The following is a 15,990-nucleotide window of genomic DNA, read 5'->3' on the forward strand; positions in this document are numbered from 1 at the left end:
TCAAATAAAAACTTCTCTTTAAAAAAGTAAAAATCAAAATAAAGCTTTCTATTAAATGATTATTTAAAATAGGAAAAGGAAGTCGGAAGATTTTAAAAATTAGCTTAAAATCAATTTATGAAAGTCATTTTTAATTTATAAAAATTATAAAATTTAGAAATTCAATAGTTAATCTATATAATAAAAAAAAAGCGCTTATAAAAGCGCTTTTCATAAATTAAGTTGATATTACTTCTTTACCATTTCAGAAAGGATTTCAATTTCTCTTTCAGAAGCATTTTTTGGTGGATTGGAATATAATTTCAAAATTTCATCATCAAATTGATTTCTCAGATTTTCATTTTCAATATCTCTTAAATTTAAAAGTGCTTTTGAACGAACATAAGTCGATTCACTTTTTAAAGACATTGAATATAATTTGTGAATATCTTCTGTTTCAACATCAGCTGATTTTAAACTTGAATACTTTAAAATAAACTGAGCAAACAACAATGAACTCTTATTGTTATTGATATTTTTCTTTAAAGAATTCTGTAATAAAGAGAAACTAGAAACATTTTTAATGCTCTCCCCTATTGCACTTTCAATTGCAATACGTTCTGGTTTAGTTTCAACTTTGAAATATTTATTAATATCTTTTAAAGAATTATTGATACTGTTTTCTTCTTTTTTACCTTTTTCTTCCCAGGCATCTTTCAATCCAACAGTTTTGTTAAATACTAATTTTGAAACAGTTGAGTCTTTATCAACAGTAAAATAACCTAAACGTTGAAACTGAAATTTATCTTCATTTTGAGCTGTTGATAAACTTGGTTCAACAAATCCTTTTACAATTTCTAACGAATTGGGATTCACAAAATCCAAGAAATTTTTGTCTTTATAACTGTCAGGAGCTTCATCTGTAAATAGACGATCGTACAAACGAACTTCTGCTTCCAAAGCATGTTTGATAGAAACCCAATGTAACGTTCCAGATACTTTTCTTTGGCTTGCTTCTGTCCCGCTTCCACTTAAAGAATCGGTATCGTAAGTTACATGAATTTCAGTAATATTTCCTTCCGAATCTTTTATAACTGATTCTCCTTTAATGATATAGGCATTTTTAAGGCGCACTTCTTTTCCTAAAGTCAAACGGAAATATTTAGCTGGAGCTTCTTCTAAAAAGTCTTCTCTTTCAATGTATAATTCACGAGAAAAAGGTACTTTTCTGAAACCTGCATTTTCATCTTCTTGATTATTTTCGGCTTCTAACCACTCTTCTTTATCTTCAGGATAATTCGTAATTACCAGTTTTACAGGATCTAAAACAGCCATTACACGAGGTGCAATTTTGTTCAAATCTTCACGAATACAAAACTCTAAAACGGAAACATTTATTAAGTTATCACGTTTTGCAATACCAATTGTGTTAGCAAAATTACGTAAAGAAGCAGCGGTATAACCACGTCTTCTTAATCCAGAAATTGTTGACATTCTTGGGTCATCCCAACCGTTAACATGCTTTTCTTTAACTAGTTGCTGTAGTTTTCTTTTACTAACAACGGTATGCGATAAGTTACGTCTTGCAAATTCTCTTTGCTTTGGACGCAACTTATTATCATCAAAAATCTGATCTAAAAACCAATCGTAAAGTTCACGGTGAGGCAAAAATTCCAGTGTACAAAAGGAGTGCGAAATCTGCTCTAAATAATCACTTTGTCCGTGTGCCCAATCGTACATTGGATAGATTTTCCAGTTGTCTCCAGTTCTGTGGTGGTGTTTGTGTAAAATTCTGTACATGATAGGATCACGCATTAACATGTTTGTTGATTTCATGTCAATTTTTGCACGAAGAATATGTGTACCAGCCTCAAATTCACCATTTTTCATTCTTTCGAATAAATCAAGGTTTTCTTCAACAGAACGATTTCTGTATGGACTATCAGTTCCAGTAGTTGATGGAGTTCCTTTTTGAATCGCCATATCTTCAGAAGATTGGCTGTCAACATAAGCTTTATCTTTTTTAATCAATAAAACGGCCCAATCATACAATTGCTGGAAATAATCGGAAGCATAACGCTCTTCTGCCCACGTATAACCTAACCATTCTACATCTTTTTTAATAGCATCAACAAATTCCTGTTCTTCTTTCTCTGGATTTGTATCGTCAAAACGCAAATTTACAGGTGACTGATAATCAATTCCTAAACCAAAATTTAAAGCAATAGAACTTGCGTGCCCAATGTGTAAATAACCATTAGGTTCTGGTGGAAAACGAAAGCGAAGTTTAGTATTTGAAAGACCCGATTTAACGTCTTCCTCTATGATTTGTTCAATAAAATTGAGTGATTTCTCTTCTGATGCCATTATTTTATAGTAATTTTAGCAAAGATAAAAAAAAGGTTTCAGGTTTCAGGTTTAAAGTTACCTAACTGGCATAAAACCTGAAACTTTAAACGTGAAACAATACAAAAATGGGAGTTATAAAACTGAAAAATATCCGTACTTTTTCTTACCACGGATGTTTAATTGAAGAAGGAAAAATTGGATCTGATTATACTGTTGATCTAAAAATTAAAACCAATTTACAGAAATCAGCCGAAACAGATCATCTTTTAGACACTGTTGACTACGTTCATTTGAACAAAATTGTGACAGAAGAAATGGCAATTCGTTCGCATTTATTAGAACATGTAGCCAAAAGAATCAATATTCGAGTGTTAAATGAGCTTGAAACAGTAGAAAAAACAACAGTTTGGGTTTCTAAAATAAATCCTCCTATTGGTGGTGACGTTGAGTCAGTTACTATAAAATTAACGGAAACAAGAAAGTAATTCTTAGAATTAAATCTGCATTTTTTTAAAATACTTCATTCGAAACTTTTGAATTTTAAAGATTTTAGTTACTTTTGCCAACCGTTCAAGTAATGGCGTCGTGGCCGAGCGGCTAGGCTGGGCTCTGCAAAAGCTCCTACTCCGGTTCGAATCCGGACGATGCCTCAAAAAGAGATACAGAAATGTGTCTCTTTTTTTTATGTTTAATTTTTAGAAAAAATTAATTAAAGATACTTGGTTCGAATCCGGACAATTCCTCAAAAAGAGATACAGAAATGTGTCTCTTTTTTTATGTTTAATTTTTTCCACAATCTTGTTATTTCGACGTAAGGAGAAATCGCACTCGAAATTCGAAAGATTGGTTGTTCTCTTTTGCGGAATCACGCGTGCGATTTCTCCTTACGTCGAAATGACAAATTATACGTAACAACTTTGACTAAGTTCTTTACGAACATTATAAACACAAAAAAACCTCTGAAATTCAGAGGTTTAATTTTATAATTTAGAGTTATTAACAACTATTTCTTTTCTATTCTTTCAAAAGCATTCTTTACCATTTCTTTCTCTTTTGGAAACCAGCCCTGAGTGATCAGCGCTACTCCAAAAACCATCAAAACAACACTGATTACTTTCTTTATTTTGAGAATATTGTTTGGGGTCATTTTAGACTTTAATTGTTTAGCTAACAGAATTTTAATACAGTCAACTAATAAATATGTAATAATAACTGATGCAAAAAAAGTAATCATTCTAGAGTTCTGCATTTCTAATTTTGGTCCAACAGAAATAATTACTGCAAGCCAGAAACCAAGAACTCCGATGTTAATAACGTTAAGTAAAAAACCTTTTATAAATAAACTTCCGTAGTTTCTCTTGATGATATCACGATCAATTTCTTCGTCATCCATTTTCTCGTTATTTTTTAATCTAACAAAAGAAATAATACCATACGCCAGCATTATAATTCCTCCAAAAATAAAAAGAGCCGGTTTATCTTTTAGGCTGGAAATCAATCTATAACTTCCTAAATATGCAATTGCAATAAAAAAGATATCACCTAAAACTACACCACAATCAAAAACAATTGCTGCTCTAAATCCTTTTGTAATACTGGTTTCTAATAGTATAAAAAACACTGGTCCAACCATAAAGCTTAAGAAAAGTCCCCACGGAAGACCAGCCAGAATATCATTTATCATTCAAAAAAAATTAGTTTATTTTACTTGTTCTATTTTACCTCCAAAAACTTTTTTCTCATTAATTTGTTTTGGATTTCCATAAATGTAAATAGAGCCTCCTGCGTTAACTTTTGCGTCAACAAGGGTCGAAGCATTAACATCTGCTTTTCCGCCCGCAGAAACGCTTACTTTCGTCTGAGACGTAGCTAATTTACTTGCCAGAAGATATCCTCCCGCTCCTAGTCCGGCATCTAGATTATCTGCTTTACCAGTTAAGGTAATTTCGCCTCCAGAAACAGAACTTACATTTAGTTTATCAACTTTCAAATCTACATTAATTTTTCCGCCTTCCTGCGCACTAACTTTAAAAGAAGTTGCTTTTATGGTTTCTTTACTTATAACTTCTGCACCTTCATTAACATCAATTAACTCTATGTGTTTGTAATACACAGTAATATCTAAATCGTTACCCGATAAAAGTTTAGGAAAAGGCATTCTTAATTTTAATAAACCTTTCTTGTTAACAACTTCGACTTCTGCTTCTCTAGCACCTTTTATAACAATCTTATTTTCTGAAGATTGTACCAATTTTACACTTAGTTTATCGAAAACCTTAACCGAATCAAAATCTCCTAATTCTTTTGTTACTTGTCCAAAAGACAATTGCGCAACTAATATCGCGGCTCCTATAATTAACTTTCTCATCTTTAAAATTTTAAATTAATAATCAACTTTATTCTGCTCTTCGTAAAAAATGAAAATCAAGTTGTTTTTTTACTAAATCTGCATTTTTTACTTTAACGTAAATTTCATCTCCTAATTGTAAAATACTGTTTGAAGTCGCACCAACTAAGGCATATTGCTTTTCATCAAAAGTATAATAATCGTCTTTTATCTCTCTGATTCTAACCATACCTTCGCATTTGTTAGAAACAATTTCAACATAAATTCCCCACTCCGTAACACCAGAAATAACACCCAAGAATTCTTCGTCCTGATGATCCTGCATGTATTTAACCTGCATGTATTTAATACTGTCACGCTCAGCATTTGTTGCTAAACTTTCCATATTTGAACAATGCAGACATTTGGTTTCGTATGTTTCCTCGTCTACAGAAGCACCTCCATCCAAATAAAACTGCAGCAATCTGTGTACCATAACGTCTGGATAACGTCGAATTGGTGATGTAAAATGGCTGTAATAATCAAAAGCTAAACCGTAATGTCCAATATTATCTGTCGAATATTTGGCTTTACTCATACTTCTAATTGCAAGAGTATCAATTAAGTTTTGCTCTTTTTTACCGTTTACTTCTTCCATCAAAGCATTTAATGATTTCGAAATATCGCCTTTATTTCTAAAGTCAATTTTATAACCAAACTTCGCAATAACTTGCTGCATCGCAATCAGTTTGTCTTCATTTGGTTCATCGTGAATACGATATACGAAAGTTTTCTTTTGTTTTCCGATATATTCTGCCACTTTTCTATTGGCCAAAAGCATAAATTCTTCAATCAAATGATTGGCATCTTTTGAAACTTTGAAATAAACACCTTCTGGTTCTCCTTCCGCATCCAAATTAAATTTCACTTCTACTTTGTCAAAAGAAATAGCACCATTCTGCATTCTTTTCTTTCTTAAAATCTTAGCTAATTCATCTAGTTTTAAAGTTGCTTCAACAATTTCATCTGGAACAACATACGATTCTCCTGTAATAGAAATATCTATCGGAATTGTATTGTCTTTTTTTTCAATGATATACTGTGCTTCTTCATAAGCAAAACGCTGATCTGAATAAATTACAGTTCTTCCAAACCATTGGTTAATAACTTGTGCATTTGGTGAAACTTCAAATACTGCAGAGAAAGTATATTTTTCTTCATGCGGACGAAGTGAACAGGCAAAATTCGATAACACTTCTGGAAGCATTGGCACTACTCTATCCACCAAATAAACCGAAGTCGCTCTTTGATACGCTTCATCATCCAGAATTGTTCCTTCTTCCAAATAGTACGAAACATCGGCAATATGAATACCAATTTCGTAATTTCCGTTTTCTAACTTTTTGAAAGACAAAGCATCATCAAAATCTTTGGCATCTTTTGGATCTATCGTATACGTCAATGTATCACGCATATCACGACGTTTTGCAATCTCAGCTTCCTGAATTGAAGTATCCAGCTTTTGAGCATAGACCTCTACTTCTACCGGAAAATCTGATGGTAAACCATATTCGGCTAAAATCGCATGGATTTCTGTATTGTGTTCCCCAGGTTTTCCAAGAACTCGAATTACAGATCCAAACGGACTATCGGCTCTTTTTGGCCAATCTTCAATCTTAACTAAAACAACATCACCGTTTTCTGCTTCACCTAATTTATCTTTCGGAATAAAAATATCCGTATACATTTTCGGGTTTGCAGTAGAAACAAAAGCAAAATTGGTTTGAATGTCAATAACTCCAACAAATTCTGTTTTATCTCTTTCTATAACTTCAATTACTTCACCTTCTGGACGTTTTCCTTTTCTTCTGTTATACACATAAACCTTTACTTTGTCTTTATCCAAAGCGCGATTTAAATTATTTGTCGGAATAAAAACGTCTTCTGTAAACTCGTCACAAATAAAATAGGCCGTTTTTCTGCTTGTCATATCTATCGTTCCTTCGTAGTAATCCTGACTTACAGCTTTTACTAAATATTTTCCAGGTTCCGATTCTATAATTTTTTTAGACGAAGCCAGAATCTTTAAATCTTTTATAATCTGGTTTCTGCTTTTTGTATCGTCAAGTTCAAGCTTTGCTGCTATCTGTTTGTAATTAAATCCTTTATTAGGGCTGTTCGATAAAATCTTTACTATTTTTCCAGAGAAATCCTTATCATTTTTTATCGGCTTTCTAATTTTCTTACTCATATATCTTTTCTTATAAAGTTTAAAATTACAAATAAGATATCAGATTAAATATTTTAACAAATAGAATTATTAAAATTATAACTTTCAGATCCTGATTTTCATCATTTTAAACAATCAAAACAGCTGAACTATTTAATAATAGCTTTTTCAACTAAAATGCTTCTCATTTCGTATCTTTATAAAAATACCTTTTATGGAAAGCTTCAAGACGATCGCCATATTCAATTACGACTACGAAACGGTCATTCTCAAACACTTACTAGAACAAGAAGGAATTCCTTATTTTTTTGAAAACGAAATCACGCTATCTGTAATTCCAATGTATTCCACGGCACTCGGTGGCATTAGACTCAAGGTTCATCCCAGCGATTTTGAACAAGTTCAGGAAATTCTCGACAATCTCAACAATCCGCTTAAAATCGTCTGAAACAAAATCAGACGAATTCCAATCAGACTAAAATTCAATTCAAAAAAATAAAATTTTTCATTTTCAACTTTTTTAGTTTTCAACATATATTAAATACAACAAAAAAGATTTTTAAAAATTTAAAAAAATTTGTTGGTTATTATAGTGTGTTAATATGTCGAATAAATTTATTTTTAAAAGTATTGAAATGAAGTTTCTCTTAGTTATTCGGAGTTATCAACATAGTTATTTTTGGTTAAATGATTAGTTTTTAAGTCTTTTTCAATTTTAATTAACAACGGTTGACAACCAAATTTAACTTCATTTTGTAGATAAGTTGATATGTTGATTTCTGTTGAAAATGGTATTTTTGATATTGATAACTTTTCCAAAAATTCACGAAACTTTTCTTGCATATTTAAATCAGGTTTTGGATTAAGCATTTTTCTTAAATAACCAAAAAATAGTTCTAATTTTCTTTTCGAACTTATTAACATTTTCTGTTAACTTAAAGTTAATTGAATATCAACTAATTACGAACTGCTATTAACACCTCAAAATTTTAACAAATATTCTGCTTTTTATTTATTGAATATCAGCCTATTATAGAGTTATCAAAATTGTTAATAACTGATAATGTATTGGTATTATGCGAGTTATAATAAGAGTCTATTTGTCTCAAATTTTACGAAAGCATACTAATTGTAAATGTCGATTTATAATAATGTTTAAAACTCTCTATTATAAAAGAAATTAGTGAAAATTAGTCCAATTCGTGGCAAACATATATTAATTAAGTAAATTTGCAGGACACAACTTAATAGTATTAAAAAATGAAAATTTCGATAGGAAACGATCACGCTGGACCAGAATATAAAAAAGCAATTGTAAAAATGCTTGAGGCTAAAGGGTATGAAGTAACCAATTACGGAACAGATTCTGAAGACTCTGTTGATTATCCAGATTTTGGACATCCAGTTGCAAATGACGTATCTGAGGGAAAAGCAGATTTTGGAATCGTAATCTGCGGAAGCGGTAACGGAATCGCGATGACTGTTAATAAACACCCGAAAGTGAGAGCAGGCCTTTGCTGGACAAAAGAAATAGCGTATTTAACACGTTTACATAATGATGCAAATATTGTGAGTATTCCGGCGAGATACACATCTATTCCACAAGCGGTAGAAATTGTTGAAGCTTTCTTAACAACCGCTTTTGAAGGGGGAAGACATCAAAATAGAGTGAATAAAATTGCTTGTTCGTAAAAAGAGCCAAAAAAAATTCGGTGCTTCGCACCATATAAATAAAATACACCGGGCGGATTTTTTAAAATCTTTCCGGTTTTTTATTTAATATATTTAAAATCAATTGATTATATATAAGTTTTCTAGTTATTAACAATGTTGATATCTATATTTTATGATTGATTTTCAAATAAATAACGATAATCTGAATTAAAATAATTCCAACGAACTTTAAAATAAAAGAAGTTTTAGCCGTTTTATGCCTAAAGATTAACATCGCTGTTAATAACCCAATCGTTCCCCCTATTAAGGCTAGAAAAAACAGCGTGTTTTCTGGGATTCTTCTTTTTTTTTTACGAGCTAAAAATTTGTCGTAACCGGCAATTATAAACTCAAGAACATTTATAATTAAAAAATAGAGTAATAAAACTTTCATTGGCTAAAAAATAGAAACAAAGATATTATTTTAGCGTTCCGAATGATGTTCTGTTTAAGTTTTTAAATAAGCAGAAAAGTCATTTTATAAACAAGAAATTATTTCATTAAAACTATGACTAATATTCAATTCATTGCCAAGTCGGTACAGGCGCCGGCGACAAGTATTCAAAACACGGTAAAACTTTTACAAGAAGATTGTACGATTCCGTTTATTTCGCGTTACCGAAAAGATGCAACTGGAAATCTTGACGAAACTGTTATTGAATCAATTGCAAAACTTCAGAAAGAGTATGAGACACTTATCAAACGTAAAGAAGCGGTTTTAAAATCTATCGAAGAACAAAAAGCGCTTACGCCAGAATTGAAGAAAAAAATTGAAGAAAGTTTTGATTTACAAGAAATTGAAGATTTCTATCTTCCATACAAAAAGAAAAAGAAAACAAAAGCTGACGTTGCCCGTGAATTTGGATTGGAACCTTTGGCAAAATTAATAATGTCTGAAAGTGATGCCGATTTCGATTTTATTTCGACGCAATATTTGAATGAAAATGTGATTAATGAAGAAGCAGCAATTCAAGGAGCAAGAGATATTGTTGCAGAGTGGATCAACGAAAATATTTATGTTCGTAAACAGCTTCGTAGATTATTTCAGCGAAAAGCGACAATCGGGACAAAGGTTGTTAAAAAGAAATCGGAAGAAGAGGGAGCACAGAAATTCAACCAGTATTTTGATTGGGAAGAACCGTTAACAAAAGCGCCGGCGCACCGTTTATTAGCGATGCTTCGTGCAGAAAATGAAGGTTATATCAAAATGAAAATTGATGTTGATATCGACGATGCTTACGACGTTATTGATGAAATCATCATTAAAAAACAAAACAATTCAACTGCACATTTACAGCTGGCGATTGAAGATAGTTATAAACGTTTGTTGAATCCAGCAATTGGAAACGAAACGTTGCAGGAAGCAAAGGCAAAAGCGGATGCGAATTCGATTCAGGTTTTTGCTAATAATTTAGGACAGTTATTATTAGCGCCGCCGTTAGGAGAAAAGCGAATTTTGGCAATCGATCCAGGATTTAGAAGCGGTTGTAAAGTAGTTTGTCTGGACGAAAAAGGCGATTTATTATACAACGAAACGATTTATCCGCATGCGCCTCAAAATGAGGAATCAATGGCGATAAAAAAAATCCGTTCGATGGTAAATGCGTATCAAATTGATGCGATTTCTATCGGAAATGGAACGGCTTCGCGTGAAACCGAATTTTTCATCAAAAAAATCGCGTTTGACAAACCGTTACAGGTTTTTATTGTTTCTGAGGCTGGAGCTTCAGTTTATTCGGCTTCAAAAATTGCGAGAGAAGAGTTTCCTAATTATGATGTTACGGTTCGTGGATCGGTTTCGATCGGAAGACGACTTTCAGATCCTTTGGCAGAATTGGTAAAAATCGACCCAAAAGCGATTGGAGTGGGGCAGTATCAACACGACGTTGATCAGACGAAATTAAAAGAAGAACTGGACAGCACCGTAATTCGCTGCGTAAACTCGGTTGGAATTAATATCAATACCGCAAGTAAACATTTATTAAGTTATGTGAGTGGAATCGGGGAAAAGCTGGCTGAAAACATCGTTCAGTACCGTTCTGAAAATGGACCTTTTGAAGATAGAAAACAGCTTAAAAAAGTGCCTCGTTTAGGAGACAAAGCATATCAGCAGGGAGCAGCGTTTATTAGAATTACAAATGCTAAAAATCCGCTGGATAATTCGGCGGTACACCCAGAGGCTTATCCAGTTGTGGAAAAGATGGCGAAGGACTTGAATATTTCTCTAAATGACTTAATTGCGAACAAAGAAAAAACAGCACTTATTAAGGCCGAAAAATATGTAACACCTGAAATTGGTTTACTTACGCTAAAAGACATCATTAAAGAACTTGAAAAGCCTGGATTAGACCCAAGAAAGTCGGCTAAGGTTTTTGAATTTGATGCTAATGTAAAATCGATCAAAGATTTGAAAACGGGAATGATTCTTCCGGGAATTGTTAATAACATTACCAACTTTGGTTGTTTTGTTGACATCGGAATCAAAGAAAGCGGTTTAGTGCATATTTCGCAGTTAAAAGCTGGTTTTGTGAGCGACGTAAATGAAGTGGTAAAATTACATCAGCATGTTGATGTAAAAGTGACTGAAGTTGATGAAGATAGAAAGAGAATTCAGCTGACAATGGTTTTATAGAAATTCCAATTTTTTAAATTCCAAATTCCAAAAATAAAGGATGTTTAGATAAAAAAACTCCCAAATTACAATTGTAGTTTGGGAGTTTGTATTTTAAGATTATTTCAAAATCACTTTTTTTGTAACACTTTTAAAATCATCATTAGAAATCTTTACAAAATAAATTCCGGTAGAATGATGAGCAAGATTTATTTCGGTGCTTTCAGAAGTTGTTTTTTGTTGGTGAACAATACTTCCAGAAGGAGAAATTATCGAGATAGTAGATTGCTGAGGTGCGTTAATTGTGATTCGATCTGCACTCGGATTTGGGTAAAGCGTAACAGTAGATTTTTCAATATCAAAATTATCATTGGACAAAGTGGCATTTAATGGTAAATAAAAATTACCTGTTAACAAAAAGGAGTATAATGTCTTTAAAGTTTGATTAAAGTAGCTGTTGGGTTCATTAAGATTTTTTAAATCGTTATATGAAACATCCAAATGGGACTGATTTTCACCCGCCATCGCAGCACAGGCAAATGCACCAACAAATGTTGCATTGTGCCATTGTCCGCTTACACTTCCATTTTGGTTATAACCATCTTTGATATTATTTGAACCGCCAAGATTTACACGTACAAAATCAGAAGATTTTTTGGCGTAAGTTTTAGCATCAGCGTTTCCGTACCAGATGTAATCCACTACTATTCTCCAAGGTGTTCGTGCCGCATCATAACTGTATGTATTTCCGCCGCGTGATGAATAAGCACCAGAAGCTTCGCACCAATCCGAAACCAAACCTCCCACTGCGTTATTTTGTGTTAAATTATTATTGATAACCGTATAAGCCTTCGCTGCAACTTGATTCCAAAAAGCGGTATCATTTGTATAAGCTCCAAAAGCTCTGTAGTATGCCGGCGAATAATAAGAAGGATTTGTTATTAGACTACCTCCGAATTGATCTCCAGGTTTTAAAACATAGGTATTAGCTTCAACTTCGTAGTTTTTAATTGCCGTTATTAAAGTCTTAGCATCATTTTTATAATTAATGGTTCCGACACTTGTCCATTGATAATCGGCTACTATAAGTGCCATTGCAGCGTCAAGTTCGGCATCAGTAGCTCCGTTGAAACCATCAGTTCCAGAACAGCCGTTAATTTTCCAGTTCATAACGCCATTACTGTTTACATTGTCTTTGTAATAAAGCCAAAGTCCATCAAAAAGTGTTTTGTCTCCTTTGTAGGCAGAGAGAAGCATTCCGTAAGCAATTCCTTCAGAAACGGTCTTATTAGGGTCATCAAATTTTATTCTGTATCTGCCATTGGAGCATGTAGTTACAAAATTTCCTTTCCAAGTATTATAACTTGTTTCTGCATCCTGACTATTTTTTGTCGAGGCCATAAGCCCATTTCCATGTACCTTATTGGCGGGAAAAGGCTGGGTTTGCGACTGGCTTTCTGCGACAAACAGAAAAGCCATCACGAAAAGTAGGTTTTTCATAATTGTTAAAAATTTAGGGTGCCTAAAAGTAAGATTTTTTGTGTAAATAAAAAACCCCGAAATACATTTGTATTTCGGGGTTCTGTAATGAGTAATAAATACTTATTTCGTTTCCTCTTCTTTTTTAGCAGCAGGTTGATCGTCTTTAGCAGCGTTTTTAAATTCTTTAATACCGCTTCCTAAACCTTTCATTAATTCTGGAATTTTTTTACCGCCAAAAAGTAAAATCACAATAGCTACTATAACTAGTATTTCCGTAAGACCTAATCTTCCCATGATTGTATATTTAATGCCGAAGCAAATTGTTTTTCTTTATTATTCCGCAAAGGTATATAGAAATATACGAAATAGAAGTATTTTTAGTTTAAAATATTTGGACCAGACCACGTTAAATATTTTATAAAATAGTGAATTTAGCCAATTCATAAAATAACCCTGAGCTTTAGCAATACGATAAATTGCTATATTTGCTCTAATTAAAAGAGTTTATGTCAAAGAAAAAGCATAGTTTCAGAAGAAAATTATTCACCAAAAACAGATTAGTAATTTTGAATGAAGATACTTTTGAAGAACTGTTTTCTTTTAAACTTAATATGATGAATGTCTTTGTTACTTTTACGCTGGGAGGCATTTTTTTAATTCTAATTACTACTTTTATCATTGCTTTTACACCGCTTCGTGAATTTATTCCAGGTTATTCTTCGACAGAATTAAAGAGAAATGCAACCAGACTGGCCATAAAATCGGATTCTTTAGAGACGGCTTTGCGACAAAATGAAGCCTATATAAAAGGAGTTCAGAAAGTCTTGAAAGGAGAATTGGAATATGCAAAATTCAGTAAAGATTCTATTTTAGCAGAAAGCAGCGATGAAAAGCCAGACGCGAATATGAAAGCAACAGAAGTTGAAATTAAATTAAGAGAAGAAGTTTCTGAGACCGAAAAAGAAATCAAGGAATCACAGAAGAAAAAGAAAAGCGACAAAAAATAATACCATACAAAATGTCAATTAAAGCTTTAGCTGCAAAAATTTTTGCAAAAAACATATACAAAAAAACACAAAAGTGGGCCCAAAAACCAGTAGAAACGCAGCAAAAGGTTTTTATAAGTTTAATTAAAAATGCACAGAATACCCATTTTGGGAAAGATCATCATTTTAATGAAATAAAGACATTTGGAGATTTTCAAAAACAAGTTCCAGTTAGAGATTATGAAGATTTGAAACCTTATGTAGAAAGAGTGGTAAAAGGCGAAGCAGATATTCTGTGGAAAGGAAAACCGCTTTATTTTGCTAAAACTTCTGGAACAACTTCCGGCGCAAAATTTATTCCACTTACAAAAGAATCGATGCCATTTCATATCGAAGCGGCGCGAAATGCGATTCTGCACTACATTCATGAAACAGGAAAAGCTGATTTTGTGGATGGAAAAATGATCTTTTTACAAGGAAGCCCGATTTTAACGGAAAAATACGGAATTAAATTTGGAAGACTTTCTGGAATTGTAGCGCATTTTGTTCCGAAGTATCTTCAGAAAAATAGAATGCCGTCTTGGGAAACCAATTGTATTGAAGATTGGGAAACCAAAGTAGACGCGATTGTAGCTGAAACTATAAAAGAAGATATGTCTATAATTTCAGGAATTCCGTCTTGGGTACAGATGTATTTTGAGCGTTTGCAGCAAAAAAGCGACGGACAAAAAATAGGTGATATTTTTAAGAATTTTAATCTCTTTATTTACGGAGGTGTCAATTATGAGCCTTACAGAGCTAAATTCGAAAATATGATCGGCAGAAAAGTGGACAGTATCGAATTATTTCCAGCTTCTGAAGGTTTTTTTGCTTACCAAGATTCACAAAAAGAAAAAGGAATGCTCTTATTATTGAATTCGGGTATTTTTTATGAATTTATAAAAGCAGATGAATTTTTTACTGAAAACCCTAAAGTGTACACTATTGGCGAAGTAGGAATAGGTGTTAATTATGTTTTGATTATTTCTACAAATGCGGGACTTTGGCGCTATAATATTGGAGATACCGTACAGTTTGTTTCCTTAAAACCTTATCGTGTTATAGTTTCTGGACGTATCAAACATTATATATCCGCTTTTGGTGAACACGTAATTGCAAACGAAGTTGAAAACGCCATGAAAGAAGCGGTTGCCGAGACAGATATTGTTATTAACGAATTTACGGTTGCGCCACAGATAAATCCGTCAAGCGGATTGCCGTATCATGAATGGTTGATCGAATTTGAAAAAGAACCAGAAAATATTCAGGCTTTCGCCGAAGTCATAGACGATTCTATGCGAAAGCAAAACATTTACTACGACGACTTAATTACGGGAAATGTTTTAAGAAAAGTCGTTATTACAAAAGTCTCCAAAAACGGTTTTCAGGAATACATGAAATCGCAGGGAAAACTGGGCGGACAGAATAAAATTCCGAGATTATCTAATGATAGAAAGATTGCTGATAATTTGAGGTAGATTTTAGAACAATATTCCTATTATTAGTAAGTTATTTATTACTTAATAAAAAAGTAAATAAAACTAATGAATCAAGGAAAATTTCAAAATAAATACCGTATTTCTTCAATAAGAGCTCAATGGTGGGATTATGGTTGGAACGGAGCTTATTTTATAACAATTTGTACACAAGACAGGAAACATTATTTTGGAGAAATTCACAATGGTAAAATGATTTTGTCAGAGGCTGGTATTATTGCTGATATATTGTGGCATCAAATTCCCATGCACCATAAGAATATTGAATTAGGTGATTTTGTAGTAATGCCAAATCATATTCACGGAATTTTAATTATTGATAAACAATTGAATAATATTGATTTGGATAACGTCAATAATACGAATATATTGAACGACGCGAATATCGTACAGACAGGGCATGCCCTGTCTCAACAACCAGGCTCACAACGCTATCAAAATATTGGAAAAAATACGATTTCCTCTGTCGTTGGATCCTATAAATCTGCTGTGACTAAACACGCGAACCGATTAGGATATCCGCATCAATGGCAAAAATTATTTTATGACAATATCATTAGAAGCAACAATGACTATCAAAAAATTTCTGATTATATTGTTTCAAATCCGGAAAATTGGGAAAAGGATAAATTTAAAACAGATTGTAAATCCTAATTTGAAATAATCGTTATAATTCTATCACATTTCTAGTTTTCAATTGAAATAATATTAATATTTCCTACTTTCGTTTATCGAAATACTAGGATTATCTTCTGCAATGGAAGATTTTTAAATAAAAA

At 32.6% G+C, this 15,990-nt stretch carries 15 protein-coding genes and 1 tRNA gene; 8 read left to right on the forward strand and 8 right to left on the reverse strand.

The window, feature by feature from the left end; genetic code table 11:
• Positions 1-228: 228 nt before the first annotated feature.
• Complete coding sequence (locus tag ACFSC2_RS10700) at positions 229-2,346, reverse strand: glutamine--tRNA ligase/YqeY domain fusion protein (protein ID WP_379815442.1); 2,118 nt, start codon at positions 2,344-2,346, stop codon at positions 229-231.
• Between the two features lie 107 nt (positions 2,347-2,453).
• Between ACFSC2_RS10700 and folB the strand changes: the two genes are divergently transcribed.
• On the forward strand, positions 2,454-2,813 hold the full coding sequence (gene folB / locus ACFSC2_RS10705) for a dihydroneopterin aldolase (RefSeq protein WP_379815441.1): 360 nt from the start codon (positions 2,454-2,456) through the stop codon (positions 2,811-2,813).
• Between the two features lie 94 nt (positions 2,814-2,907).
• Positions 2,908-2,978, forward strand: a tRNA-Cys gene (locus ACFSC2_RS10710).
• 353 nt (positions 2,979-3,331) lie between these two features.
• On the opposite strand, the gene ACFSC2_RS10715 is transcribed toward ACFSC2_RS10710, so the two are convergent.
• From ACFSC2_RS10715 to rnr, 3 genes are read right to left on the reverse strand one after another with little or no spacing between them, the layout of a single operon-like run.
• Complete coding sequence (locus tag ACFSC2_RS10715) at positions 3,332-4,012, reverse strand: LysE family translocator (RefSeq protein WP_379815439.1); 681 nt, start codon at positions 4,010-4,012, stop codon at positions 3,332-3,334.
• A 15-nt stretch (positions 4,013-4,027) separates the two neighbouring features.
• Complete coding sequence (locus ACFSC2_RS10720) at positions 4,028-4,696, reverse strand: head GIN domain-containing protein (protein WP_379815438.1); 669 nt, start codon at positions 4,694-4,696, stop codon at positions 4,028-4,030.
• Between the two features lie 28 nt (positions 4,697-4,724).
• Positions 4,725-6,905 (reverse strand): ribonuclease R, encoded by a 2,181-nt coding sequence (rnr, locus tag ACFSC2_RS10725; protein ID WP_379815437.1) that lies wholly within the window; start codon positions 6,903-6,905, stop codon positions 4,725-4,727.
• Positions 6,906-7,098: 193 nt separating this feature from the next.
• Here rnr and ACFSC2_RS10730 point away from each other — a divergent pair, with 193 nt between their 5' ends.
• Complete coding sequence (locus tag ACFSC2_RS10730; protein ID WP_379815436.1) at positions 7,099-7,332, forward strand: putative signal transducing protein; 234 nt, start codon at positions 7,099-7,101, stop codon at positions 7,330-7,332.
• A 203-nt stretch (positions 7,333-7,535) separates the two neighbouring features.
• On the opposite strand, the gene ACFSC2_RS10735 is transcribed toward ACFSC2_RS10730, so the two are convergent.
• A complete protein-coding gene (locus ACFSC2_RS10735) occupies positions 7,536-7,808 on the reverse strand; it encodes a hypothetical protein (RefSeq protein ID WP_379815435.1) in 273 nt (90 codons plus the stop codon).
• Between the two features lie 336 nt (positions 7,809-8,144).
• Here ACFSC2_RS10735 and rpiB point away from each other — a divergent pair, with 336 nt between their 5' ends.
• Positions 8,145-8,576: a ribose 5-phosphate isomerase B gene (gene rpiB / locus ACFSC2_RS10740; protein ID WP_379815434.1), complete on the forward strand. Its 432-nt coding sequence runs from the start codon at positions 8,145-8,147 to the stop codon at positions 8,574-8,576.
• A gap of 145 nt (positions 8,577-8,721) precedes the next feature.
• Here the strand turns inward: rpiB and ACFSC2_RS10745 are convergent, their stop codons facing one another.
• Positions 8,722-8,991, reverse strand: a complete 270-nt coding sequence (locus tag ACFSC2_RS10745; RefSeq protein WP_379815433.1) for a DUF1294 domain-containing protein — start codon at positions 8,989-8,991, stop codon at positions 8,722-8,724.
• A 114-nt stretch (positions 8,992-9,105) separates the two neighbouring features.
• Here ACFSC2_RS10745 and ACFSC2_RS10750 point away from each other — a divergent pair, with 114 nt between their 5' ends.
• Entirely contained in the window at positions 9,106-11,229 is a 2,124-nt protein-coding gene (locus ACFSC2_RS10750; RefSeq protein ID WP_379815432.1) for a Tex family protein, read from the forward strand.
• 99 nt (positions 11,230-11,328) lie between these two features.
• Here the strand turns inward: ACFSC2_RS10750 and ACFSC2_RS10755 are convergent, their stop codons facing one another.
• Both ACFSC2_RS10755 and ACFSC2_RS10760 read right to left on the reverse strand, forming a co-directional pair.
• Positions 11,329-12,708 carry a glycosyl hydrolase family 8 gene (locus ACFSC2_RS10755; protein ID WP_379815431.1) on the reverse strand — a complete coding sequence of 460 codons (1,380 nt, stop codon included), beginning with the start codon at positions 12,706-12,708 and terminating at the stop codon, positions 11,329-11,331.
• 102 nt (positions 12,709-12,810) lie between these two features.
• A complete protein-coding gene (locus ACFSC2_RS10760) occupies positions 12,811-12,984 on the reverse strand; it encodes a Sec-independent protein translocase subunit TatA/TatB (protein WP_379815430.1) in 174 nt (57 codons plus the stop codon).
• Positions 12,985-13,196: 212 nt separating this feature from the next.
• On the opposite strand from ACFSC2_RS10760, the gene ACFSC2_RS10765 reads away from it, so the two are divergent.
• From ACFSC2_RS10765 to ACFSC2_RS10775, 3 genes are all read left to right on the forward strand, one after another.
• The gene (locus tag ACFSC2_RS10765; RefSeq protein ID WP_379815429.1) at positions 13,197-13,697 is read left to right on the forward strand and encodes a peptidase; all 501 of its coding nucleotides are present in this window, start codon (positions 13,197-13,199) and stop codon (positions 13,695-13,697) included.
• Between the two features lie 11 nt (positions 13,698-13,708).
• A complete protein-coding gene (locus tag ACFSC2_RS10770) occupies positions 13,709-15,193 on the forward strand; it encodes a GH3 auxin-responsive promoter family protein (RefSeq protein ID WP_379815428.1) in 1,485 nt (494 codons plus the stop codon).
• A 66-nt stretch (positions 15,194-15,259) separates the two neighbouring features.
• Entirely contained in the window at positions 15,260-15,865 is a 606-nt protein-coding gene (locus ACFSC2_RS10775) for a transposase (protein WP_379815427.1), read from the forward strand.
• Positions 15,866-15,990 lie beyond the last annotated feature (125 nt).

The organism is Flavobacterium artemisiae (genome assembly GCF_042678225.1).
Lineage (GTDB): Bacteria > Bacteroidota > Bacteroidia > Flavobacteriales > Flavobacteriaceae > Flavobacterium > Flavobacterium artemisiae.

Excerpts from the sequence above, each read along its gene's own strand:
- ACFSC2_RS10700 (WP_379815442.1), bottom strand. The coding sequence starts at position 2,346 with ATGGCATCAGAAGAGAAATCACTCAATTTTATTGAACAAATCATAGAG.
- folB (WP_379815441.1), top strand. The coding sequence starts at position 2,454 with ATGGGAGTTATAAAACTGAAAAATATCCGTACTTTTTCTTACCACGGA.
- ACFSC2_RS10715 (WP_379815439.1), bottom strand. The coding sequence starts at position 4,012 with ATGATAAATGATATTCTGGCTGGTCTTCCGTGGGGACTTTTCTTAAGC.
- ACFSC2_RS10720 (WP_379815438.1), bottom strand. The coding sequence starts at position 4,696 with ATGAGAAAGTTAATTATAGGAGCCGCGATATTAGTTGCGCAATTGTCT.
- rnr (WP_379815437.1), bottom strand. The coding sequence starts at position 6,905 with ATGAGTAAGAAAATTAGAAAGCCGATAAAAAATGATAAGGATTTCTCT.
- ACFSC2_RS10730 (WP_379815436.1), top strand. The coding sequence starts at position 7,099 with ATGGAAAGCTTCAAGACGATCGCCATATTCAATTACGACTACGAAACG.
- ACFSC2_RS10735 (WP_379815435.1), bottom strand. The coding sequence starts at position 7,808 with ATGTTAATAAGTTCGAAAAGAAAATTAGAACTATTTTTTGGTTATTTA.
- rpiB (WP_379815434.1), top strand. The coding sequence starts at position 8,145 with ATGAAAATTTCGATAGGAAACGATCACGCTGGACCAGAATATAAAAAA.
- ACFSC2_RS10745 (WP_379815433.1), bottom strand. The coding sequence starts at position 8,991 with ATGAAAGTTTTATTACTCTATTTTTTAATTATAAATGTTCTTGAGTTT.
- ACFSC2_RS10750 (WP_379815432.1), top strand. The coding sequence starts at position 9,106 with ATGACTAATATTCAATTCATTGCCAAGTCGGTACAGGCGCCGGCGACA.
- ACFSC2_RS10755 (WP_379815431.1), bottom strand. The coding sequence starts at position 12,708 with ATGAAAAACCTACTTTTCGTGATGGCTTTTCTGTTTGTCGCAGAAAGC.
- ACFSC2_RS10760 (WP_379815430.1), bottom strand. The coding sequence starts at position 12,984 with ATGGGAAGATTAGGTCTTACGGAAATACTAGTTATAGTAGCTATTGTG.
- ACFSC2_RS10765 (WP_379815429.1), top strand. The coding sequence starts at position 13,197 with ATGTCAAAGAAAAAGCATAGTTTCAGAAGAAAATTATTCACCAAAAAC.
- ACFSC2_RS10770 (WP_379815428.1), top strand. The coding sequence starts at position 13,709 with ATGTCAATTAAAGCTTTAGCTGCAAAAATTTTTGCAAAAAACATATAC.
- ACFSC2_RS10775 (WP_379815427.1), top strand. The coding sequence starts at position 15,260 with ATGAATCAAGGAAAATTTCAAAATAAATACCGTATTTCTTCAATAAGA.